At 40.2% G+C, this 21,665-nt stretch carries 18 protein-coding genes; 4 read left to right on the top strand and 14 right to left on the bottom strand.

Going from position 1 to position 21,665, the window contains the following annotated elements; genetic code table 11:
- Positions 1 to 58 precede the first annotated feature (58 nt).
- From rsgA to BM398_RS03645, 6 genes are all read right to left on the bottom strand, one after another.
- Complete coding sequence (gene rsgA, locus BM398_RS03670; RefSeq protein ID WP_092336460.1) at positions 59 to 976, bottom strand: ribosome small subunit-dependent GTPase A; 918 nt, start codon at positions 974 to 976, stop codon at positions 59 to 61.
- A complete protein-coding gene (gene pknB / locus BM398_RS03665) occupies positions 976 to 3,009 on the bottom strand; it encodes a Stk1 family PASTA domain-containing Ser/Thr kinase (protein ID WP_092336459.1) in 2,034 nt (677 codons plus the stop codon). The genes rsgA and pknB overlap by 1 nt, the downstream gene beginning before the upstream one ends.
- Positions 3,002 to 3,763, bottom strand: coding sequence for a Stp1/IreP family PP2C-type Ser/Thr phosphatase (locus BM398_RS03660; protein WP_092336568.1), 762 nt, complete (start codon positions 3,761 to 3,763; stop codon positions 3,002 to 3,004). Before BM398_RS03660 ends, pknB begins: the two co-directional genes overlap by 8 nt.
- 253 nt (positions 3,764 to 4,016) lie before the next feature.
- Positions 4,017 to 4,295 carry a hypothetical protein gene (locus BM398_RS03655; RefSeq protein WP_092336458.1) on the bottom strand — a complete coding sequence of 93 codons (279 nt, stop codon included), beginning with the start codon at positions 4,293 to 4,295 and terminating at the stop codon, positions 4,017 to 4,019.
- Positions 4,296 to 4,424: 129 nt separating this feature from the next.
- On the bottom strand, positions 4,425 to 5,078 hold the full coding sequence (locus BM398_RS03650) for a nitroreductase family protein (protein ID WP_092336457.1): 654 nt from the start codon (positions 5,076 to 5,078) through the stop codon (positions 4,425 to 4,427).
- The gene (locus BM398_RS03645) at positions 5,075 to 5,416 is read right to left on the bottom strand and encodes a hypothetical protein (RefSeq protein WP_092336456.1); all 342 of its coding nucleotides are present in this window, start codon (positions 5,414 to 5,416) and stop codon (positions 5,075 to 5,077) included. The genes BM398_RS03650 and BM398_RS03645 overlap by 4 nt, the downstream gene beginning before the upstream one ends.
- Before the next feature lie 242 nt (positions 5,417 to 5,658).
- Here BM398_RS03645 and BM398_RS03640 point away from each other — a divergent pair, with 242 nt between their 5' ends.
- Positions 5,659 to 6,531 carry a DUF6033 family protein gene (locus BM398_RS03640; protein ID WP_092336455.1) on the top strand — a complete coding sequence of 291 codons (873 nt, stop codon included), beginning with the start codon at positions 5,659 to 5,661 and terminating at the stop codon, positions 6,529 to 6,531.
- A 430-nt stretch (positions 6,532 to 6,961) separates the two neighbouring features.
- Here BM398_RS03640 and rlmN read toward each other — a convergent pair whose 3' ends face one another.
- The 3 genes from rlmN to BM398_RS03625 all read right to left on the bottom strand — a co-directional run bounded on the left by rlmN (position 6,962) and on the right by BM398_RS03625 (position 10,478).
- A complete protein-coding gene (rlmN, locus tag BM398_RS03635) occupies positions 6,962 to 8,029 on the bottom strand; it encodes a dual-specificity RNA methyltransferase RlmN (RefSeq protein ID WP_092336454.1) in 1,068 nt (355 codons plus the stop codon).
- Positions 8,030 to 8,276: 247 nt separating this feature from the next.
- On the bottom strand, positions 8,277 to 9,692 hold the full coding sequence (gene rsmB / locus BM398_RS03630) for a 16S rRNA (cytosine(967)-C(5))-methyltransferase RsmB (protein WP_092336453.1): 1,416 nt from the start codon (positions 9,690 to 9,692) through the stop codon (positions 8,277 to 8,279).
- Positions 9,693 to 9,695: 3 nt separating this feature from the next.
- Positions 9,696 to 10,478 carry a histidine phosphatase family protein gene (locus tag BM398_RS03625; RefSeq protein WP_092336452.1) on the bottom strand — a complete coding sequence of 261 codons (783 nt, stop codon included), beginning with the start codon at positions 10,476 to 10,478 and terminating at the stop codon, positions 9,696 to 9,698.
- A 226-nt stretch (positions 10,479 to 10,704) separates the two neighbouring features.
- Between BM398_RS03625 and BM398_RS03620 the strand changes: the two genes are divergently transcribed.
- From BM398_RS03620 to BM398_RS03610, 3 genes are read left to right on the top strand one after another with little or no spacing between them, the layout of a single operon-like run.
- Positions 10,705 to 11,181 carry a DUF2975 domain-containing protein gene (locus BM398_RS03620; protein ID WP_092336451.1) on the top strand — a complete coding sequence of 159 codons (477 nt, stop codon included), beginning with the start codon at positions 10,705 to 10,707 and terminating at the stop codon, positions 11,179 to 11,181.
- A gap of 16 nt (positions 11,182 to 11,197) precedes the next feature.
- Entirely contained in the window at positions 11,198 to 11,410 is a 213-nt protein-coding gene (locus tag BM398_RS03615; RefSeq protein WP_026655458.1) for a helix-turn-helix domain-containing protein, read from the top strand.
- Positions 11,411 to 11,414: 4 nt separating this feature from the next.
- Positions 11,415 to 13,010: a DUF4153 domain-containing protein gene (locus BM398_RS03610; RefSeq protein ID WP_175531825.1), complete on the top strand. Its 1,596-nt coding sequence runs from the start codon at positions 11,415 to 11,417 to the stop codon at positions 13,008 to 13,010.
- Between the two features lie 50 nt (positions 13,011 to 13,060).
- On the opposite strand, the gene BM398_RS03605 is transcribed toward BM398_RS03610, so the two are convergent.
- Genes BM398_RS03605 through BM398_RS03585 form a run of 5 tightly spaced genes read right to left on the bottom strand, consistent with a single transcriptional unit; the run spans position 13,061 to position 21,655 of the window.
- Positions 13,061 to 13,942: a lysophospholipid acyltransferase family protein gene (locus BM398_RS03605; protein ID WP_092336449.1), complete on the bottom strand. Its 882-nt coding sequence runs from the start codon at positions 13,940 to 13,942 to the stop codon at positions 13,061 to 13,063.
- A 36-nt stretch (positions 13,943 to 13,978) separates the two neighbouring features.
- Positions 13,979 to 15,595: an acetyl-CoA carboxylase carboxyl transferase subunit alpha gene (gene accA, locus BM398_RS03600; protein WP_092336448.1), complete on the bottom strand. Its 1,617-nt coding sequence runs from the start codon at positions 15,593 to 15,595 to the stop codon at positions 13,979 to 13,981.
- Positions 15,596 to 15,628: 33 nt separating this feature from the next.
- Positions 15,629 to 16,402: an EFR1 family ferrodoxin gene (locus tag BM398_RS03595; protein ID WP_092336447.1), complete on the bottom strand. Its 774-nt coding sequence runs from the start codon at positions 16,400 to 16,402 to the stop codon at positions 15,629 to 15,631.
- A gap of 26 nt (positions 16,403 to 16,428) precedes the next feature.
- Positions 16,429 to 17,040 (bottom strand): 4'-phosphopantetheinyl transferase family protein, encoded by a 612-nt coding sequence (locus tag BM398_RS03590; protein ID WP_175531824.1) that lies wholly within the window; start codon positions 17,038 to 17,040, stop codon positions 16,429 to 16,431.
- Positions 17,041 to 17,047: 7 nt separating this feature from the next.
- The gene (locus tag BM398_RS03585; RefSeq protein WP_175531823.1) at positions 17,048 to 21,655 is read right to left on the bottom strand and encodes an SDR family NAD(P)-dependent oxidoreductase; all 4,608 of its coding nucleotides are present in this window, start codon (positions 21,653 to 21,655) and stop codon (positions 17,048 to 17,050) included.
- Between the last annotated feature and the right edge of the window lie 10 nt (positions 21,656 to 21,665).

Here is a 21,665-nt window from a genome sequence, read left to right as displayed (position 1 = left end):
TATCTTGCACGTTTTCCTCTCTAATAGAAAAACGCATATCATATTGCATTTATTCAAGTCATCGCCTTGCCTTCTTGCTGTAATCGGGTCGGGCGTTTTTCAGATCTTCGTATATTATCTTGTAATTCTCATAGCGAACTGCAGAAATCTTGCCTTCGCTAAGCGCATTCTTTACGCCGCAGTCAGGTTCTGCGATATGCGAGCAGCCACCGAACCTGCACTCGGGCTCAAACTCCTCAAATTCAGGATAGTACTGCATAAGATTGTCTGTCGTGACATCATTTAAGTTAAGCGACGTAAATCCGGGAGTATCAAAGAGATATGTCTCATCGTCACCATCTGAAAGCTCGCTTACGAAAAAGAGTTCCGAATGTCTCGTCGTATTTTTTCCCCTGTCTATCTTACGGCTAAGCTCTCCTGTCTGCATAAGCGCATCGGGTACAAGTTTGTTTAAAAGAGATGACTTGCCGACTCCGCTTGGTCCCGCAAGAGTTGTAGTCTTGCCTCGAAGGAGCTCTTTTAACTCATCAAGTCCCTTGTCCTCTTTGACACTTATGAAAAGGACTTTATAGCCACACTTCTCGTAGGCATTATAAAGTTCCAGCTGTTCTTCCTCCGTTGCAATATCCTGCTTGTTGAAACAGATTATGACGGGGAGATTCTGCTGTCTCATCATGATAAGAAAACGATCGAGCAGGTTGTAATTGGGATCCGGCTTAACTATGGCAAACAAAATAACCGCCTGATCCACATTGGCAACAGGCGGTCTTAAAAGCCGGTTCTTGCGGGGAAGTATCTCTGTGATATTCCCCTTTTTATTCTCTTCGTCGATAATGTCTATCATGACATTATCGCCAACCAGCGGTTTTACATTATCTTTTCTAAAGATGCCCTTTGCTTTACATTCATAGATTTTCTCATCATGAGTTTCTATGTAGTAAAAGCCGGCAATTCCTTTAATTATCTTTCCCTGCATTAATGGGTCTCCTGTGTAAACTGGGCTCGTGTCTGAACATCAACCTGCTTCGGTACAAAGCCCGCATCAGGTTCCTGTGCAGGTACAGAAACATAATATGTATAACTCACCACTCCCGTAGGTGTTTTAATACCACTGATATCAACAGGATACGGGAATGAAGTTGTATCAAACTCACGAAGTACCGCTCCATCTGATGAAGTGATTGATACATGCACTTTATCTCCGGGATTATAAGGTGCTTCTCCGCCTTCAGGTGCAGGTAAATTCGCCTTAAATGAATACGAAACTTCACCGGGGCCTGTAGATACCTCTATATGTACAACAGTTCCTTCCTTAACTTTCTTTCCGGCTTCGGGAATCTGTCTGCAAACCTTATCTATAAGCTTAGGATCGGAATTCTTAACATCCTTGGCTGTTCCAAGTTCAAGTCCTGCTTCTACCAATACAGCCATAGCCTCATCTGTCTCAAGTCCGACAAGATCCGGAACTTCGATTTCGCCTTCCATTGAAGACGACTCAGATGATGCATCTGCTTTTCCCTTATAATTTGAACCGTTACTTACATACACAGTGATCGTAGAGCCTTTATCAAGCTTCTCTCCGGCCGCAGGTGATGTTGATACAACGGTATTGTTGGGTTTGGTGTTATCTTTATCAGCTTCTTTTTTTACCTTATAGCCTCTGTCATCTTCAAGTAATGACTTTGCCTCGGCATATGTCTTTCCGACTACATCCGGAACTTTTCCCTTGTCACTGTCCTCGGCTGCAACCTTGGCATTACTTGCACCTGAAGAACCTTCGTTAGAATCAATTGTTCCGAAAAGTCCGATTCCTCTTGCCACAAGCAAGACAACAACAAGAGCAACTATTACCGCCATCACAATGGCTATTGAAGATGTAATTCTCTCGATTTTACCATCTTCCTGCATTGTTCCTCTGCGTCTTCTGTCATGCTCTTCGCGGTAATAATAGTCTTCCTCTTCTTCATCGGCATCGTCGTCTTCGTAATCTCTGCCGTATTTTCTTATTTCTCTATCGTAATCGTCATAGTCATCCTGTTCATATTCTCTGACTACATCGCGTTTGAGCCTCATCTGCTCAGGTTCAGGCATACGTGGATCTCTATTCTTCACATGCCTCACCTCCTCATCGGAAGCAACTCTGGTTACACCGTCCTCATCGGGATCTACCATAGATACAAAATCCTTGTCAGGTGTAATAAGTGATTTCTTAAGGTCCTGAATAAGCTCGGCTGCATTCTGATATCTTCTGTCAGGACTCTTTTGACAACATTTAAGAACAATCTTTTCCACACTGATAGGAATTTCTTCGTTAAAGTCCGCCGGTGTGGGAAGTTCCTCCTGAATATGCTTAATAGCTATTGCAACGGTAGTGTCCCCGTTAAAAGGAACTCTTCCGGTAAGCATCTCAAAAAGTGTGATACCAAGTGAGTAAATATCACTCTTGGCATCGCTGTATCCGCCTCTTGCCTGCTCGGGAGAAGTATAATGTACCGATCCCATGACATTGGAGGTGATGGTGTTACTTGTAGCTGCTTTTGCAATACCAAAGTCTGTAACCTTAACCTTACCATCTTTGGATATCATAATGTTCTGAGGCTTGATATCTCTGTGAATGATATTGTTATTATGTGCAGCCTCAAGACCCATGGCAACCTGTATAGCAATGCTGACAGCCTCTTTTACAGAGAGTCTGACCTTTTTCTCAATATATTTTTTGAGAGTGATTCCGTCTACAAGCTCCATGACGATATAGTTGATACCGTCCTCGTCACCAACATCATACACATTTACGATGTTAGGATGCATAAGCCCTGCTGTTGACTGCGCCTCAACACGAAACTTTGCTACAAAATTCTCGTTCTCGGAAAATTCCTGTTTCAGTATTTTTACCGCAACAAGACGATTAAGTTTATGATCTTTTGCTTTATACACATCGGACATTCCGCCGGTGCCAATCTTTTCAAGCACCTCGTAGCGATCTCCGATCACCATACCTATTTTAATCATTCAGTCCTCCATCGCGAGTGGGTTCATCGGCAAAGGGTTCTATCAGGATAACTGCTATATTATCCTTGCCTCCGTTATTATTTGCCGCGACAACCAGCTTCTGGGCCTTCTCTATAATGTCTCGCTGACCGCTGACAATCATGCGGATTTCTTCATCTTCAAGCATATTCGTGAGACCGTCCGAGCACATAAGGACGATATCCCCTCGATTAAGTTCCACTGTAAAAAAATCGATGTCTACAGTTTCCGTGGCACCGATTGCCCTCGTGATAATATTTTTATCAAGATGTGTCCGAGCAGTTTCTCTATCAATTCCGCCCATTCTGACCATCTCTTCCACAAGGGAATGGTCTCTTGTTATCTGGGTGATTTTATCATTGATGACGTAGAGCCTGCTGTCACCGACATTCGCTACTTGCAAATACCTGCCGATAACCGTACATGCGACAACCGTTGTTCCCATACCAAAGAGCGACGGGTTTTCTGCCGCTTTTTCTCTGAGGTTGCGATTCGCTATCTTAATCGCGTTCTCCAGAATCTTAACAGGACTCTGTTCAAAAGACTTCTCTATCTCTTCTACCATTGTGTCAACCGTATACCTGGACGCATAGTCACCTGCGTTGTGACCTCCCATGCCGTCCGCAACAATAAACACATTGGAAAGATTACCGATTTTTCTGTCTGAGGAAAAGATATAATCCTGATTAAGCTTTCGCTTCTTTCCAATATCCGTCACGGAAAAAGTCTTTAACAAACCAACATCCTCCACAAACCCTTTTTCATCATACACATACAAAATAAGCAGGTACTACATTTTCTCCTCCAAAAGCTTCCTGCAAAGTAGTTTACAGGCGCTATAAACATCCCTGCTCATTTCACTCCTAATTATAACCAACTTTATAGTCTTTAGCAATTATAAGTGTTTGATATTGTATTTGCAATCTTTTCATATTTTAGTCATCAAATGCCTTTATATCCCCATTTTTATGTATCGAGCGCGATCACTTTTACATTGCCATCGCAAGGAATGCCAAAATATATATCGCTATAACCGATACCGTCGCAAATATATCAAATATACCTAAGATCTTTACAGTCTTGTCGCCTTTTCCCAATGAACGTCCCACAAAAAAGAACACAAAGCCAAAAAATGCAAAAAACATTGTAATTGAATTTAATGCTCTTATTAAGTTTGAGTCCTCAAAAGCATATAAAAAGATAAAATTCAAAACTGCCGATACTATCGGTACTATCTCCACTATTGTTGCTATCTTTTTCTTGTCCATTCCCCTGTTATCATGGTCATCCGAAAATGACCATTACTCCTTTCCTTTTCTTTCCAATCACTTGAGTTCTATTCTAACTCATAATCGGAATTTTTTTAAGTTTCGATATTTCGTCAACCCCAGAAATAATCAGAACTTTCTCCCCGAACCGATTTCAAAATGGCACTTTACGATACCGATATCTATCTTGCTGTATGGGCCACCCTTATCGACAAATTCAACATTTTCACCATCCGTAAGCTTAATCGCAAACTTCTGCTGATTTATCGCAGTTGGGGCCAAAAGAGCCAGCTCAACACCTTTATCAAACCAATCGGGACGCTCTCCTGCTGCCTCAACAATCTGCTCCGCAGTCTTAGACTTGCGCGCCTTGCCCTGATCCTTGCCATAGCCTATGGCAATAGCTATAACAAGCTTTTCATCGGGAGCGACCTCGGCAGGTATCGTCTTGTGATTAAAAGTTCCGGTCCAGCAAGTGTTTAGTCCCAGACTCTGTGCAAAAAGAACCAGCTTCTCGCCGTAGTAACCAATCCTAGTCTCCAGATCCGCCGCATCTTTACCGACACATGCGATAACACTCGGCGCCGAGCCAAGTCCCATAGCCCTGTTCAAGAGCTTATTATATGTATTTCCCGCATCTTCAATAAACTGCATGCGCAGTCCGCCTTCAGCATTAAGCTCTGCTATCTTCGCCCTTAGCTGAATAACCTTCTCCGGCTCGATCATGCCCCGCTTATAACTTCTAACCGAATGTCTGGCCTTGATTGCTTCGATCTCTGTCATAGTTTTTCTCCTTCCAGATATGAAATGGTCTTTCCATGTTCTTTTGCATATTCAATCTCTGATCTTGTGCTGTCTCCGATATAGCCTCCGACATTTATCACAAAAATCTCATCAGCCATATCTATCTTTCTCTTATGCATATCATCAAGCATTTCTTTTGTCTTTGTAAGTGTTCCCTCGTCCATGCTTTCCCAAACTTCTTTATCACCTGAATGGCCAAAAAGCCCTACGCTGATAACGATTTTTCCATCCAATGTCAGTTTCTTCTGAGCTTCCATAAATTCGTTCTTAAAACGTGTACTTCCGCATAATGTGACTACTTTGTAGTTTCCGACCATTGATAAACACTCCCATCCAACCTATTTATTTTTGAATATAACATTCAGAAAAACTATGAACAAGGCAATTTTTATATTTATTTTATACTTTTCCTCTTCATATACCAAACGCTTCCGTCGATAATAAAAATAAGAAATGGGTAAGTATTCGCTCATTGTATTTGAAACGGATGTCAGCACTGATACGCTCTATGTTTTATGACAATTTACCGGAGCGTTTTTTACAAGGAGGTAAAAAGAATATGTCAGGAATTAACAGTATTTCCTCATCCGGAGGAAGCTCGGAAATCAATAAAACTTCTTATACAAATAAAAACAATCAGGCAAATGCCGCTAAATCATCCCAGCCAGCAAAAACCGAGTTAAAGTCATGGAGCCCGATAGATACCAAGAGTTCACTCGTTCCCTCTATGACCGATTACGGCATGACTATCGGAAACGTGGAGCTTTCAGATAAGGCTAAAGATTACCTTGATAAACTCAAAGCAAAATATCACAACATGGAATTCATCACCGTCAGTAAGGATATGAAAGCGCAGGTTCAGCAGAATGCTGCCGCGTACGGCAATGCCAACAAGATGGTGGTTCTTATAGATGAAGAAAAACTCGAGAGGATGGCTACCGACGAGGATTTCCGCAAGAAATATGAAGGTATCATCGCTTCATCTCAGGCAAAAATGTTACAGGCAAAGATGGGCCTTACAAGCAGCGGAGCAAACATAAAGAATTTCGGAATGTCCGTCGATTCAAACGGAAAAGAGAGTTTCTTTGCTACAGTTAGTGATTCTCTGGATCTGCAGAAGAAGCGCATCGAGAAGAAGGCCGCAGAAAAGAAAGCTGAGAAAGCAAAGGAAAAGAAAGAAGCCGAAAAAGAAGCCCGCGAAGATCATATTCAGAAGGCAAAGGACAAAAAAGCCGAAAAAGCTGAACCTGATAAGAGCAAATCTGATAATGATATTGATGAAGTCAATGATGAGAAATATGTTATGTTCGAAGCTGATTCAATGGAAGAGCTTCTTTCCAAAGTACAGACCTACTCTTACAACAGCTCCTCAAACAAGATCATGGCCGCTTCCGAGCGCACCGTCGGCACCACAATCGATTTCAAGGGGTAAAAACATTTCGCTATTCAATAAAAAACAAGTGTCTGAGCACTATTATGCATAAGCGGAAGTGTATTTTAATTATATTCTGTTCTGCCCCTAACCCTCATCTTATCGATATAGGCAGTTTATTTTGCCAATGTCTTTCTGCCTCTCTAAGTGTTTATAACAATAGAGGCAGAAAGATTACTTAAAAATCAGCTGCCTCTATTCTTCAACACCTTCATATAGGCATTAACCTAATTCATAATTCAAATGCCTATATTCTCAGCTGTCTTGATATAGGCAGAATAACACCCCAAAAATCAACTGCCTTTATGGGCAAAATAAAAAAAGTGGCAGAATAAAAGCCTTCATTAAAGACTCATTTTGCTGAAATATGCTATAAATGAACACAACGCAGACCATCTTGAGGAAGATGTTCATTTTCAATATAGGAAAATTACTGTCTCTTCTCCCCGACATATCTTCTTCTGAGCTGGCCACAGGCTCCGTCTATGTCCCTGCCCATCTCTCTTCGAATTGTCGCATTTATCCTGCTCTTTTCAAGCTTTTCCTTAAACTTAACCGCATGAGAACGATCAGTAGGTTTGAAATCTCTTTCTTTTATCGGATTCACAGGAATAAGGTTTACAACGCAGTTAAGCCCCGACAAGAGCGTAGATAGTTCAACCGCATCCTCGTCAGAATCATTAACTCCCGCAACAAGTGAATACTCAAAAGTAAGCTGTCTTCCCGTCTTGTCAAAATAGGTCTTGCAGGCATTCAAAACTTCGTGAATCTCATACTTGTTCGCGATGGGCATTAGCTCTTTTCGCTTGTCGTTATTGGATGCATGAAGAGAAAGTGCCAGATTTATGGACAATTTCTTTTCCGCAAGTTCCAAGATTTTTGGCACGATACCACATGTAGATACCGTGAGATTGCGCTGCCCGAGATTCATTCCATGCTCATCTGAAAGAAGCTCAATGAACTTAAGCAGATTATCATAGTTATCAAGCGGCTCTCCGCTACCCATGACAACGACTCTGGATATCTTTTCCCCTGTGTAACATGCTATCGCGTATATCTGATCAAGTATCTCCGAGGGCAAAAGATTTCGCACAACGCCGTCAATTGTCGACGCGCAGAACCTGCATCCCATCCTGCATCCAACCTGAGATGATACGCAAACGCTGTTACCAAACTTGTACTTCATGAAAACGCTCTCTATAACGTTTCCGTCCGACAATCCAAACAAGAATTTCTTGGTACCGTCAATCTTAGATTCCTGAACCTGCACAATATCATGCGATGTGTACGTACACTTTTCAAGAATTTTTTCTTTCAAAGATTTCGGGATATTCTTCATCTCGTCACAGCTTCTTACCTGTTTCACATGCATCCAGTCATAGAGCTGCTTAGCTCTGAACGTAGGCTCACCGATTTCCTTGATGAATGTTGTAAGTTCATCAAAATTAAGCGACTTTATATCTATTCTGTTTTCTTTTCCTAAAATGTAATCACTCATAATTCTTTCCATTAATCTTATCGCAGTGCTTGCGCTGTGTGCGACTTTTTATAGTCTTGGTTATATGCATGGAAAGCATGATTCCAAGACACAAAAATAACCGCCTGGCCTGAGAAACTAAGCGGTTATCACAACGTTTATTCATCTTGGGACTAACCGTCTACCGGTAGCACCTTTTCATTTAATATACTATCATCAACTTTCAGCATCGTCAAACAATTTAATACCACATAAATATAAGCACGCTTTATTTCACCACTCTCTTAAGCTTCGCAATGAAGAACCCGTCTGTTCCGAATTCTCCGGGAAGAAGCTGTATGTAGCCCTTCTTTGCTGTATCTTTTATGTTGTATTTATCGTTCTCAAGGATGTACTTCGGAAGTACATTTGTGATATCCACAGGCTCAAAAGGCAATTCGTTGCAGATTCTTGTGATCATCTGCTCATTCTCGGCCTTATTTACCGTACATGTAGAATACATAAGCGTTCCGCCGACCTTAACATAGTCCCAGCAAGACTTTACGATATCCCACTGAAGTTTGGTAAGTTCGGTCAGTTTTTCTTTTTTGATATTATGCTTGATATCGCTCTTTCTTCCTATGATTCCAAGTCCTGAGCAAGGAACATCGAGATAGAGATAATCAGCATTTCTCTTCATGTTATCATCGTGAATTTTGGCATCGACGACCTCTATCGTGATGTTATCAAGTCCAAGTCTGGCGGCATTCTCTGCAATAAGCTCTTTCTTGGACACCGATACGTCTCGGGAAAAGACCTTTCCGTCCGCGCCGACTTTCTGCGCCGCATGCATGCTCTTTCCACCGGGAGCGGCACATACATCAATGACTGTATGTCCTTTTAAAATACCGGCAATCTCAGTCACAAGCATAGAACTTACGTCCTGAACCGCAAATCTTCCTTCCGCATATCCGGGAAGATACTTAATGTTATCAGTCTTCTCAAGTTCAAGAGCATATGGCAGGATCGGGTTCTCTTTTACAACAACTCCGGCATCCTCAAGCTCTTTCTTGAGCTTATTGGCATTTTCCGTTGCAATTTCCATATCGGATGGTCCACTAACCCCGTCCCTGTGGTCCACTGTGCACCTGATGGCTGTGGGGCGAGGTTCAAGGAAGAACTTAAGCATTCCTTCGGTTCTTTCAAAGCCGTACTCAGTAAGCCACATCTTGCAAAGCCAGACAGGAACCGAATAGAGCACCGAAAGATAGTCTGCTCCCCCGTTCTGCGTTTTATCCGGATATGAAATATTTTCTTTATTCCTTGAAATATTTCTGAGAACGCCGTTCACAAAACCCTTGAGTCCCGCAAACTTATGCTTCTGCGCAAGTTTAACCGCCTCGTTACATGCTGCGCTGTCGGGAATGCTGTCCATAAACATTATCTGGTACGTTCCCATTCTTATAAGACTTCTGATCAGAGGCTGCATCTTTTTTACCTCTGTCTTGGAAAAAGAATCTATAACATAGTCTATCTGTATATTTCTCTCAAGGCAGCCCTCAACCACTCTTTTGATAAACGCTTTGTCTCTTGTTTCAAGATAATCGTATTTTTCAAGCGCATCCTTTAAAAGCGTAGTTTTCCTGCCGCCGTCCTTGTCGTACTCCATCAGAATGTTAAGTACTATCTCCCTAATATTCACCATTTATCAGTGCCTCTCATTTTTATTTTCGTATCTTTCGCAGAACCTTGCAGAAAAAGAAGGTTCTTCCCCCGCGATATTAAGATGAGTAATGTCTCCCATGCCTATTGTTCTGAACGTTCCTATCCCCTTCTCACGTTCTTCGGAAGCCACGATCGTAACCGAAGTCGGCGCAAGTGCAATGAACTGAAGTGGAACAAAAGGTGAGACATTCCATAGATATGACAGAAGAACAGACGTAATGCCATAGTGGCAGAAAAAAGCTATAACTTTGTCATTACTCTCATTTATCTTAAATATCAGCCCGTCTTTCTCATACCCTTGCCTGCGCAAGAATTCATCAAAAGACGAAACTACATAATCATACACCTTACACATGTCGCTGTATATAACAGGTTCGGCATTTCTCCACGCATCCTTGTCAAAAAGCTCCGGATGAGCTCCATAATACGACGGAAGCATATCCCACAAAATTCTCGTCTCGTATTTGCCTGTCGCAGGATCTGTCTTAAGCTCGGTTTTATATGCCTGCCTTGCACTCTCTGAAAGATTCGGATCAAACTGAGCCGGGAACTCTTTTAACCAGTCATAAGTAACCGCCTCTTTTCCAAGTGCCTTAAGCGAATACTCCGCAGTCCTCTGCGCCCTTCCAAGAGGCGACATATAGATCTCATCGATGTTGTAATTCTTTATGTACTCAGCAAGGAGCTGTGCCTCTCTCTGCCCCTTCTCGGTGAGCCCGTCAATCTCATAGTCCGGATCACCGTGCCTAATAAATATCAGTTTCATTTCTCTTTCCTTCATCAAAAAAATTAGCTTTCGCCATGTAATTATTATATATCCAAAACGGCTCACGGTGGGCTCTTATTAAGAATCCCGCTTTACAAATCCCGTCTTATTTTTCTCGACTCTCAAAAAACTTTTATTGTTTCTCAATAAAAAAATATTGCAAATCAAAAAGGAACGTGTTATAAAAAAATTATACAAGTACTTGGTGAAACAATTGGAGGATAACATGGATAGCAGATTAAATAATTTCGTTAAAGCCATCTTGGATCTTTGCTTTTATTTCGGGCTTGTGGTCATTGTCACAGTTCCTTTTTTCCTAAAGCATGCAGTTAAGCTGGCAATCTACACTTTAGGTGAAAGCACAGAATACAGTGCGATCAACGATCACTACGGATACGCGCTTGTTTCTATCATGATCGCGGGCATTGCTGCTCTTCTCATTTTGTACGAACTTCGAAAGATGATGAAAACAGTAACCGATGACAACTGTTTTGTTGATGCGAATGTAAAAAGCCTGTACCGCATGGGAACTTACGCTTTTATTATAACCGGGATCAAACTTCTTAGATGTTTCGTATACTTCACCCCGGCAGCCGTGGTTATCGCAGGTGTATTTCTTTTCGCCGGACTGTTCAGTAAAGTCTTGGCAAGGGTCTTCGACAGGGCCGTGAGATACAAGCAGGAAAACGATTTAACCATTTAACGGGGCAGGTGAGAATATGATCGTAATTAACTTAGATGTAATGATGGCAAAGAGAAAAATGGGACTGACCGAGCTCGCCGGCAAAGTCGGTATCACCCTGGCTAATCTTTCTATCCTAAAAAACAATAAGGCGAAGGCCGTCAGGCTCGAGACCCTTGATGCAATTTGTAAAGCTTTGGATTGTCAACCGGGAGATATCCTTGAATACGTTGACTCTCAGGAGGAATAAAAGTATGGAAACACAAAATAATCAGATGCCGCAGAATAACAATAACGGATATGAATATAATGGACAAACAGGCAATTACACCCCTGTCGGAGCCATGCAACAGCCCGTAAATCATTTTGCGATTCAAGCTGCTGCCGTTCAAAAAGAAAGTGCTGAACATTTCAAAAAATACGGAATATTATCCGCTATATTCGGCTTAATATACAGCATCTGTCTGTATAATAACCACTCAAGCATAACATACCCCGTATTTATGCTCTGCGCTCTGATAATACTCAAACTTGTAAGGGGAAAAGACGGCCTCTCACTGATAGCCGACTGTAACGGCAAAAAAGGGCTCGGAATCTTTTACGTAGTTTCCCTGATGCTTCTTTCCGTTCACAGATGCCTTACGACCAGTTTCACATTGGCTTTTTGGGAAAGAACCGCTATCTTCATGCTGTTCTTCAGCTACATTATCTATCTTTATGTAGACACGACAGGATTCAGTATCAGTGAATGGCTCATAGGTCTTTTTTCAACCGTCATAAAACCTTTTGAGCACTTTTCACGCCCGTTCTCAGACTTTGTTGCACATGTCAAGCTCAAGAACAACGATGTTGACACAAGCGAGAAAAAGAAAACTATCCGTGCAGTACTCATCGGAATTGTCATCGCAGTGCCTATGCTTCTTGTGATTGTTCCTCTCCTGTGCTCTGCGGATATGGTTTTTAAAGATGTACTGACAACCATAAATATCGATTTCAGCATCACTGAAGAAATCTATCATACGATAATGATGGTCTTTACTGCAGTTTTTGTCTTCTGGAGTTCTTATACCATCATCACTTCGATGATTGCAAAAGAACTGAAGATAAAGATCAATGACCTCGGCACAAAGAATCCTGTAATTGCCATTACATTCACAGGCATCATCGGCGCTGTTTATGTTCTGTTCTGTATCATTCAGCTTCTTTATCTTTTTAGCGGAAGCGTCGCTCTTCCCGAAGGATATACTTATGCAGAATATGCACACGAAGGTTTCTATCAGCTTTTGACCGTTTGTATCATTAACATCGTTATGGTATCGGTCTGCCAGACCTTTTTCAAAGAATCAAAGGTGCTTAAAGCCCTGCTTACAGCCATCGCCGGATGCACATATATAATGATCGCATCTTCAGCAATGAGAATGGTACTCTATATCGGCGTTTATCACCTGACATTCCTTAGACTTTTCGTACTCTGGTTCCTTGCCGTACTGTGCTTCTGGCTCGCCTTTCTTATTGCAAGCATGTACATCAAAAACTTCCCGGTATTCAGAGCCGGAATGGTGACGATAACAATTGCGTTTTTGATATTTATCTACAGTAATCCGGAATACAGGATTGCCAAATACGACATCGAAGCGACAGGCCCGTCAATAAACGTGCAGTCTCCCGACGCCTCATATATAAAGTGGTTTCTTTCTTACGATGCGGTTCCGGCGCTTGAAGGAAATGAAGTCTTAATATATGACTACAAGGACGGCCGCAAAGATTACAAATTTGATGATGAGAAAAAATATACGGGACTTAGAAGATTCAATTTTTCATATCATATTGCGCAGAAATATCTGAAATAAATCACATAAAAGGATAGAGAGTTCGTATGTACTCTCTATCCTTTTTAGCATCACTGAGCTTTGGGAAGCGATTCATGCATAAATGCAAAAACATCATCCGGTTCAACTATGTTTTTGGGCTTAAGAAGAGTATTCTTCACATCTTGAAGAGTGTAGGTATAATCACCAACATCCTCAAACATCTCCTTAATAAATATATTCTCATAGTAATCAGGGCTGATATCTCTTCTCTTAGTAACAGGCATCTTCTCGATAATCTCCCAAACCAATGTAGCAAGAGTGTTACGAAGATATTCGGTCAGTTCATATTTCCTATCAGGTGAATACTTGCTTGCATCTATGTTTTTTCCAATGTTCATATAATACTTATTCCCATCACGCACAAGTGCAACAGGAACTATATCTGAATTTGTATCTATCGCCATCTCAGCTGTTCCGGCATACGGATGCATTACCAACTTATTTGGACTGATATTATATGCACCTTCTGAAAAAATAATAAGATTTCCTCCTTTTCTAAGAAGTTCCATAGATCTCATCTTAGCAATATGCCTGTCCTTTTTGTGGTCTGAGTCAAACGCAATAACACCGTTAAATTTCATCATCGCCCCCGGAAAATTGTGGTACATCTCACGAGGATCTGCCATCATAAACCAAGCCGGTTCACCTATACCCTCAAAAACCATTTCGACATCAGCTCCTCCAATATGCGTGGGAGAAAAAATAGTAGCCTTGCCATTCTTAAGATGTCTGTCATTTACAATAATAAGCTTCTGTCTTTTTACAATTCTTTGCATCATTAGAAGCATTACAAATATTCTATTGGTGAAACGATGCCACAAAAGATGCTTAATATCAAGATTCCCACGTTCATAACTATCATAACGCTTTTTTCTGTATTTGATTTCTATGTTGATAGTCTTCTTGTTCATAGCTTTTAACTTCCTCTCCCAATTTCAACCGCATGATCAATATCTTCTGAATCTCATATATCTGTCATTTGTTATAGATTTCCCGTTCTTCTTTCCATATTTCACCAAGAACATGACCATCTCATCTTTGATATGATTACACATCTCCTTCATATTCTCTTTACTGAGATTCTCAGGTTCACTGATAACTTTTTCTATAATCCCGAGCTCATACAGATCGTCTGAAGTCATCTTCATAATTTCAGCCGCCTCAGCTGCCTTGGAATTATCTTTCCATAAAATACTTGCATAACCTTCAGGTGTAAGAACAGAGTACACAGAATTTTCCAGCATCCACACTTCATTTCCCACTGCAAGGGCAAGTGCTCCACCGCTTCCTCCTTCACCGATTATTATCGATAATATGGGAACCTGAATCGAAGATACATCTCTTAATAGTTCTGCAATAACTGCCCCCTGTCCTCTCTCTTCAGCATCTCTTCCACATGCAGCTCCTATTGTGTCAACAAAGCAAATGATTGGTCTGTTAAACTTCTCTGCTTGTTTCATAAGCCTGTATGCTTTACGATATCCGCTTTGAGAAGCCATACCCCAATTACGGTATACTGCTTCATTTAAGTCCTTCTTACCCTTTTGCTGTCCAATGACCGTGACCGGATATCCATCTAATGTAGCTATACCTCCAACTATGGCATGATCATCTTCATAACTTCTGTCACCATGAAACTCAATAAAGTTATCAAACATCCTTTTCACATAATCAAGCGTAGTAGGGCGTTCATGAGCTCTGGCAATCCTTACTCTCTCCCATGGACTGCTTTTTTGGTTTTTGTCTGCAACATAATCTTCCCAATTAATTATATGATTTGCCTTAAGTTTTACCTTTTTTCTGCTGTGCATATGAAGAATCTTTCCAAGCAGATCCCTCATCTCCGGTCTCGTCACAACTCCATCAACAAAACCTTTCGAAAGTTGAAACTCTGCTGTCTGAAAATCAGGTGGTAGTTTTTCGCCAATATTCTGTTCTATAACTCTTCTGCCGGCGAAACCAATCATAGCTCCTTTCTCAGCCAGAATAATATCCGCAGACATCGCATAACTTGCTGTAACTCCACCCATAGTCGGATTGGTTAATACTGAAATATACAATAATCCCGCCTCAGAATGTCTCTTAACTGCTGCAGCGGTCTTTTCCATCTGCATCAGAGAGACTATTCCTTCTTGCATTCTTGCTCCTCCGGAGCAACAAAACAAAAGCACCGGAAGTTTTTTCTTCCTAGCCTCTTCAAATAACAGTGTTACTTTTTCACCTACAACCTGTCCCATACTTGCCATCATGAATCTCGTGTCCATAACTCCGATAGCAACCTTTTCTTCCTGAATTTTCATCACTCCTGTAATGATGGCATCCTTAAGATTATGCTTTTGTGATGTCTCTTCAAGTTTTTTGGCATATCCCGGATCGTTTAACGGATTTCTGCCAAGAAGCCCCGCTTCCCATTCTCTAAATGTTCCCGGATCAGCTAAAGAAGCTATTCTCTTTCTGGCATGAAATCTTAAATAATTGCCGCAATTAGGACATATTGAATAGTTATTGTCCAACATACTCCGAGATATCTGGCTTTTACAACAACTGCAAGTTCTTTCGCTCATAACACTTATACCTCTCTGCTCTCTCAAGCATGATCAGGTATTATCGGAAGCAAATTTCTCATATGTGGTTTGTTCAACTACGCTCTTTCCTATAAGTGTAATAGCCTGAACCGGACAATGGCTTATGCATCTATAACACATAGTGCATCGTCCAAGCTGCTTTGGCTTATCCTGCCCTGTATGAACTAAATTATTCATCGGACATTGCCTTTGACATAACCCGCATTTTATGCACGCATCGCTGATCTTCAGCTTATCAGAATAGTGCTCTGTCTTTTTTAAATACCATACTCTTTGTCCCATAAGCCCTGATATATGATTCAAAAGATTAAGCCCTTCTTCGGGATATATGCCCTCTTTTATCTTTTCCACCCACTTCTCAATCTTTTCATCAGCCTGCTTAATAATCTTCTGATTTGCCTCAAAACTCTTCTTAAGTAACTTGCTGTCACAAACGGAGTCCGGCATTTTTATCTGCAGTCCACCTAAAACATTTGCACCGTATTTCTTAAACAGCCTTGCGGTACATCCTGTTCCGTCGCCACTAAATGCCCCCATAGTATTAATGCAAAAAACTTTCTTTCCCCTCCAAAGACCAGCATGTTCCCTAATGAAATCTCTAACCATCAAAGGTGCATTTGAAAACTGAGTCGGATAACCAACTACAATAAAATCATTTTTTCTAATCTCATCTACTACCGTTTCTGTCTCAATTGGAAATGTTTTTCCCTTTTCATCCAACAATCCGACAAATCGTTCAACACAATGTTTGGAATTACCTGTCCCACTTAAATAAATTCCCAGCATAATTAAGCTCCTTCTCTATTATTCTTTCAGTCTCTATTAACAAAACATATAACCTGACATATACCATTTTCAGAAGAGCTTATAACTTTTGCATCACATTGCTCCAAATCTGACAGTCTTATATGTAATCCTTTTAATCCGACTTCAAATCCAATTCCCATTGCCTTTAGGTATGCCTCTTGAATACACCACATTTCAGTTTGCCCAATACCATTCATGCAATTTATAGTTTCTGCATTTTCCTTTACATAAAACATGTTCACAAAACAATCGGAAAATAATCTGACTTTTTCAATATCAACTCCAACAAAAGCTTTATCGCTTATGCCAACGCATACATAGCCATCTGCATATGAAATAGAAATGCTTATATCGGTCAGTTCACCTTTTATATATAATTGGGGCTGACCTTTTATGCCATCAGTACCGTTAAGCACCTCTATATCTTTATATGTAAAAGCATTACCGTTTCTTTCTGCGATCAACTTTTTTATAAGCATCCTTCCACTTATGATTGATGCCATTCTTACAGGATTACGATACATTCTTTTTATCTTTGCCCACTCTCTCACGGAAAAAAAATGCACATAATCATCTGATGCATCTTTATCTATATGGGAGAAGTAAACTTCTCCCATATCATTTTTATACTGCCGCGGAATACTCGTCTGATGCTTCACACAAATTGAAGTCTCCATTAAACTTATTGATTCTCCTAAGTCTCATATCCTTAATATCAAAAACAAGATTTCCATTCTCATCTAACGCATACGCCGAATATACGACATCCATACCGTTTTCCGACTCAAACCTGCAATAGACATTAAGCACTTCACCCGGAATCATTGTTCTATACTGAACTGCACTGTCTATCAATGTCGGCACTATTGTATATCCATTTAAATTGAATTCTCTAAACAGCATAAGTCTGCCAATATTATCAATTGTTACCGGTGATATACATGTATCGGCGCAGCGTGTAAATGTAAAGTAACTGCTGTCATTGGGAACACGTACTTTACCTACTATTTCTCTTTCTCCGGTAAGCTTGACATCATAGATACATTTAAATGTTTCACCAAATGTAATTGCTCCGGTAGCAAGATCATAGTACTTATCAAGATTCAACAACTGTCCGTCATTCTCAAACGTTCTCTTTTCTGCGGAAAGATTTGTTGATCTTGTCGCAACAATATCGCCCTCTGAATGGAGTCTGTCCTTCTCGATTGTCATTCCCTTTCCGTTTACAAAATCTGATTTAAGCGTTACATGCATCTTAATTGATTCACTGTTACGATCAACTATATTTCCTTCAATCTTAAGTTCCAAAGGATTTCCCCTGAATGCCTTAATAAACTTATAGAAATTGAAACCGGAAATATCGCTTATCCTGTAATCCTTCATATCGTTTGCTTCAAGGAAATATTCCAACATCTCGCATGCAGTCTCAACATGCATAACTCCTGCAAATACATGTTTTCCTTCTACCTTATGATCGATAAGGTGAACATCATTTTTTAATGTAAGCCCCTTGACTGCACTGATTTTCTTGTCGCTTATCTCCTCTATCTTCTCCAGCATAGGATACTTAATCCTATCTATAACAATTTCATCCGATACCAGCTGATTTTTAACTATCCTCCTATCTGCGGGATCAAGTGCATCAAGCTGTCCCAAAGGTAGATTGTCTTCTCCGAGTTTTCCAAATATCAATACTTCCGGATAATTTCCTCCAAAGAATACTTCATTTAAGAATCTGCTTGTTCCTTCTTTTACAGAAAGATATTCCAAACCTCGTGTCTCTTGCTGTACCTTCTTCACCTGCTCGCCTGCAGCCATTCCAACTTCATCCCATGCAGACCATCCCATAACCGTAAATCTGGTTTCTTTTTTCAACTGACTTACATACATTGTCATCCTTACAAGCAAATCTGCAGCTGCGGAATAATCAACCTGACCGTCCATTCCAAATCTTCCCGATATGGATCCCATGCTGATAAAGAACTTAAGTGGCTCATTCATACATTCCTTCATAGCCACATATGTGGAATCGGCTTTTACTTTAACAACCATTTCCGCAAATTTTTCATCCTTCTTTGGTATCTTTCCAAACGAAGGCAATCCTGCACCATTAACAATGCCTGTTATCTTCCCGTACTTATCCTTGATATTTTGGATTAGTTTTTTCATATCGGTCATATTTGCAGCATCGCATTGAACATACTCTACTTTATAACCCTTTTCTTTCCAATTTGAGATATTCTTTCCAAGAATACGCTTATTTGAAATCTTATCGTATTCTCTTTGAATAGCAACAGGTGACAGTTTAGGATCAGATGCATGCTTTTCTTTAAAGAATTCATTTCTGTAGCTTTCAAATTCTTCATCTGACATCTGCATTTCTTTTGCATCATGCGTCAATAATTCGGTTCTTCCCGTCACAATAACTCTTGGCGAAGATATTTTTAAAAGAGCATCAACACACTCATAGATTATTCCTCTTCCTCCGCCTGTTACCAAAATCACGTCATCATCCTCAACCGAGTATGAAAGTGCATCTTCTCTTATTTCCTTTGGAAGGACTTCAACAACTTTTCTTCCGTCATTGTCATATCCAACTTCCACCAATTTCTCTATAACCGATGCCTCTGCGAGTATTGTTTCCGCTGTCCTATCCGAATCCGAGATATCACTGAAATCCACCACCTTACACTTAAATGGACGTAGTTCCTTTTCAAGTGCTTTTACAAAACCTGCGCTTATTGCTCCTACAGGGTTCCCTTCATATCCCCTTTCCATTCCATATATTCCGCCAATGTTTGTTGCTGCAAAATATGCTGTTCTTTCCTTATCGTTTTCAAAGTTGGAATAGATAGCTTTAGTCACATAATAGTTGCTATCATAAACTCTCATACACTCTTTTTCCCAATCCTCAGCAGATTCAGAAGTAATATCCAGTTTACTTCGTATTGCTGAAAGATTGATCACAACATCTGTCCTGTTATTAGAATTGATATCCGCAACAACCTTCTTAATTTCTTCACTTTCATCAAGTTTTACTATTCTGATATCTTTATCAGCTACAACAGATGATTTTTCTTCTGAAAGAACAGTCACCGATTCTGCCCTTTTAATAAGTTTTTCATATAAGCTATCTGCAATCTTATGTGTTTCATCAGCAACAATTATTATGTTCTTCCCGTCAAAACTGTAGTTTTCTTTACCGATTTCTTTATGAACCGGAATTGAAACAAATCTTCCTGATGAAAACCCTTCGCTTATAAGCTGTGGATTCTGTCTGTTGATAAACTCATCTTCTTTTTTGGGACTTCGATTACCGGATAGCTTAGAACAAATATATTCTTGCACTTTATTTACAGTTGCAAGTTCCTTAATTGACTCTCCTTCTTCAACATCATACCTATATTTGTCATGTAGCACTGACATTATCTCGCCCTGCTTTACAGAATCAATTCCAAGATCCGCCTCAAAATCAAGATCTTCTCCAAGCATATCCTTGGGATATCCCGTCTTTTCTTCGATAACATCAAGAATAAATTCTCGTATTTCATCTGCATCAACGCTCATTTCTTCTATATTATCGAGATTGCTATCCTGAACCACACTTACTTCTTTTGCCAAACCTGTTCCAATAGCTGTTTTCTTGCTGACATAGGCGACAATTTTTGAAATATTACACAATTCTTTTATGCTCTCGCCCTCAGCTACCTGATATTGGTATTTCTCTTGAATCTTCGAAAGAATTTCTCCTTGTTTTACAGAATCAATTCCAAGATCTGCTTCAAAATCAAGCTCATCTTCCAACATATCTACCGGATAGCCTGTTGTATTTTCAATTATGCCGAGTACAAATTCTCTTATATCTTCTGAAGATTCCGTTATCATAGTCGTATTTGCCTTTTCTTCCACATCGCCGGACTTGTTCTCATTAGATGTCACGTCAAGTGCAAGTTCTCTGTTAATTCCATCGATTGACACCAAGTTCCAATCAATGTTCTTGCCGACATTATATTTAGAAGAAATATCCTCAATTATCAGATCTTTAATACGATCAGTAATCGCATAATATGTGAATACAGGATGTTCTCTGTCCACAAAAACATTTTCAGGGTACATCGTATACCTTGAAAAAATACCAACAATCTCATCTTTTTGAATTGTCTGCTCCATCTTTTCTCCCACTCCCATACATTCCGCTTTTATTTTGAATTTTGCTATTTCCTCCAGTTCATCACGCTTTGCTCTGTTTGTTGAAAATACATAGCATCGCTCTCCTACAATATTTCCAACCAACTTTGTCATAATGTCCTTCGGTCCTGCTTCAATAAAGAAGCCCACTTTATAGTCTTCCACAAGCGAATCTATAATATCGGCAAAATTAAACGGTGTAATCAACTGATTTGCCAATATTCCTGCGAACTTTGCAGAGTCATTCATCTCATCTGCATACATATTCATAAGAATAGTTGAATAAACAGGAATCTCCGGTTTATTAAAAGTAAATTTCTCTATACTTTTTCTATAAGGATCCACCGCAGGTGTCATAATGTCCGAATGAAACGCGTGTGATACCTTAAGCACTACCGAACTGATATTATTATCATCACAATATTTTTTAATCTTATTGATTGCCTCTGTAGATCCGGATATATTGAACTGATTGTGTGAATTGATAATGCTTACCTGACAATCTTTTCCTCCTTCATTACACAGTCTTTTAGCCAGATCTTCCGAATACTCAACACCTATACTGAGCATCCCCCCTCGCTCATTAAGTGGTATAAGTTCAACTGCCTCAGCCCTTCTGTATGCAATTTCCATAACAGCTTCCATTGAAACTACTTTTGCCGCGTATAAAGCAGCAAGTTCCCCCAAACTATGGCCAATGAGATAATCGGGCTTGTATCCCATATCAAGTATGTATTCATACATTGCTATATCGGCCAATACTATCGCAGGCTGCATTGCAGTAGGTTTAAGAAGCTCTTCTTCCGCTTCTTGTCGTTCGGAAAAGATAATATCCAACAGACTTTTCCCTGTAAGCTTTATATATATTTCTTCCCCCCTGTCAAACATCTTTCTTATGACATCTACGTTGCTGTACAATTGTTTGAACATTCCCACATACTGTGCGCCGTGTCCGGGAAAGACAACTGCTGTTTTCTCAGCAACTGAAATATCTTTTAAAAATATGCCTTTCTCCTCGAGCATATATCTCACTTTAGTATTCATTCTCCCCTCC

It is taken from the genome of Butyrivibrio sp. M55 (genome assembly GCF_900116865.1).
Classification (GTDB): domain Bacteria; phylum Bacillota; class Clostridia; order Lachnospirales; family Lachnospiraceae; genus Butyrivibrio.
This window is presented reverse-complemented; position numbering and strand designations above follow the sequence as displayed.

Bases quoted from the DNA above. Each gene is read 5' to 3' on its own strand.
- BM398_RS03625 (WP_092336452.1), bottom strand. From the start codon at position 10,478: ATGAAACTGATATTTATTAGGCACGGTGATCCGGACTATGAGATTGAC.
- BM398_RS03605 (WP_092336449.1), bottom strand. From the start codon at position 13,942: ATGAACAAGAAGACTATCAACATAGAAATCAAATACAGAAAAAAGCGT.
- rsgA (WP_092336460.1), bottom strand. From the start codon at position 976: ATGCAGGGAAAGATAATTAAAGGAATTGCCGGCTTTTACTACATAGAA.
- BM398_RS03595 (WP_092336447.1), bottom strand. From the start codon at position 16,402: ATGCTGGGAATTTATTTAAGTGGGACAGGTAATTCCAAACATTGTGTT.
- rsmB (WP_092336453.1), bottom strand. From the start codon at position 9,692: ATGGTGAATATTAGGGAGATAGTACTTAACATTCTGATGGAGTACGAC.
- BM398_RS03645 (WP_092336456.1), bottom strand. From the start codon at position 5,416: ATGGTCGGAAACTACAAAGTAGTCACATTATGCGGAAGTACACGTTTT.
- BM398_RS03640 (WP_092336455.1), top strand. From the start codon at position 5,659: ATGTCAGGAATTAACAGTATTTCCTCATCCGGAGGAAGCTCGGAAATC.
- rlmN (WP_092336454.1), bottom strand. From the start codon at position 8,029: ATGAGTGATTACATTTTAGGAAAAGAAAACAGAATAGATATAAAGTCG.
- BM398_RS03585 (WP_175531823.1), bottom strand. From the start codon at position 21,655: ATGAATACTAAAGTGAGATATATGCTCGAGGAGAAAGGCATATTTTTA.
- BM398_RS03620 (WP_092336451.1), top strand. From the start codon at position 10,705: ATGGATAGCAGATTAAATAATTTCGTTAAAGCCATCTTGGATCTTTGC.
- BM398_RS03610 (WP_175531825.1), top strand. From the start codon at position 11,415: ATGGAAACACAAAATAATCAGATGCCGCAGAATAACAATAACGGATAT.
- pknB (WP_092336459.1), bottom strand. From the start codon at position 3,009: ATGATTAAAATAGGTATGGTGATCGGAGATCGCTACGAGGTGCTTGAA.
- BM398_RS03615 (WP_026655458.1), top strand. From the start codon at position 11,198: ATGATCGTAATTAACTTAGATGTAATGATGGCAAAGAGAAAAATGGGA.
- accA (WP_092336448.1), bottom strand. From the start codon at position 15,595: ATGAGCGAAAGAACTTGCAGTTGTTGTAAAAGCCAGATATCTCGGAGT.
- BM398_RS03655 (WP_092336458.1), bottom strand. From the start codon at position 4,295: ATGGACAAGAAAAAGATAGCAACAATAGTGGAGATAGTACCGATAGTA.
- BM398_RS03590 (WP_175531824.1), bottom strand. From the start codon at position 17,040: ATGGGAGAAGTTTACTTCTCCCATATAGATAAAGATGCATCAGATGAT.
- BM398_RS03650 (WP_092336457.1), bottom strand. From the start codon at position 5,078: ATGACAGAGATCGAAGCAATCAAGGCCAGACATTCGGTTAGAAGTTAT.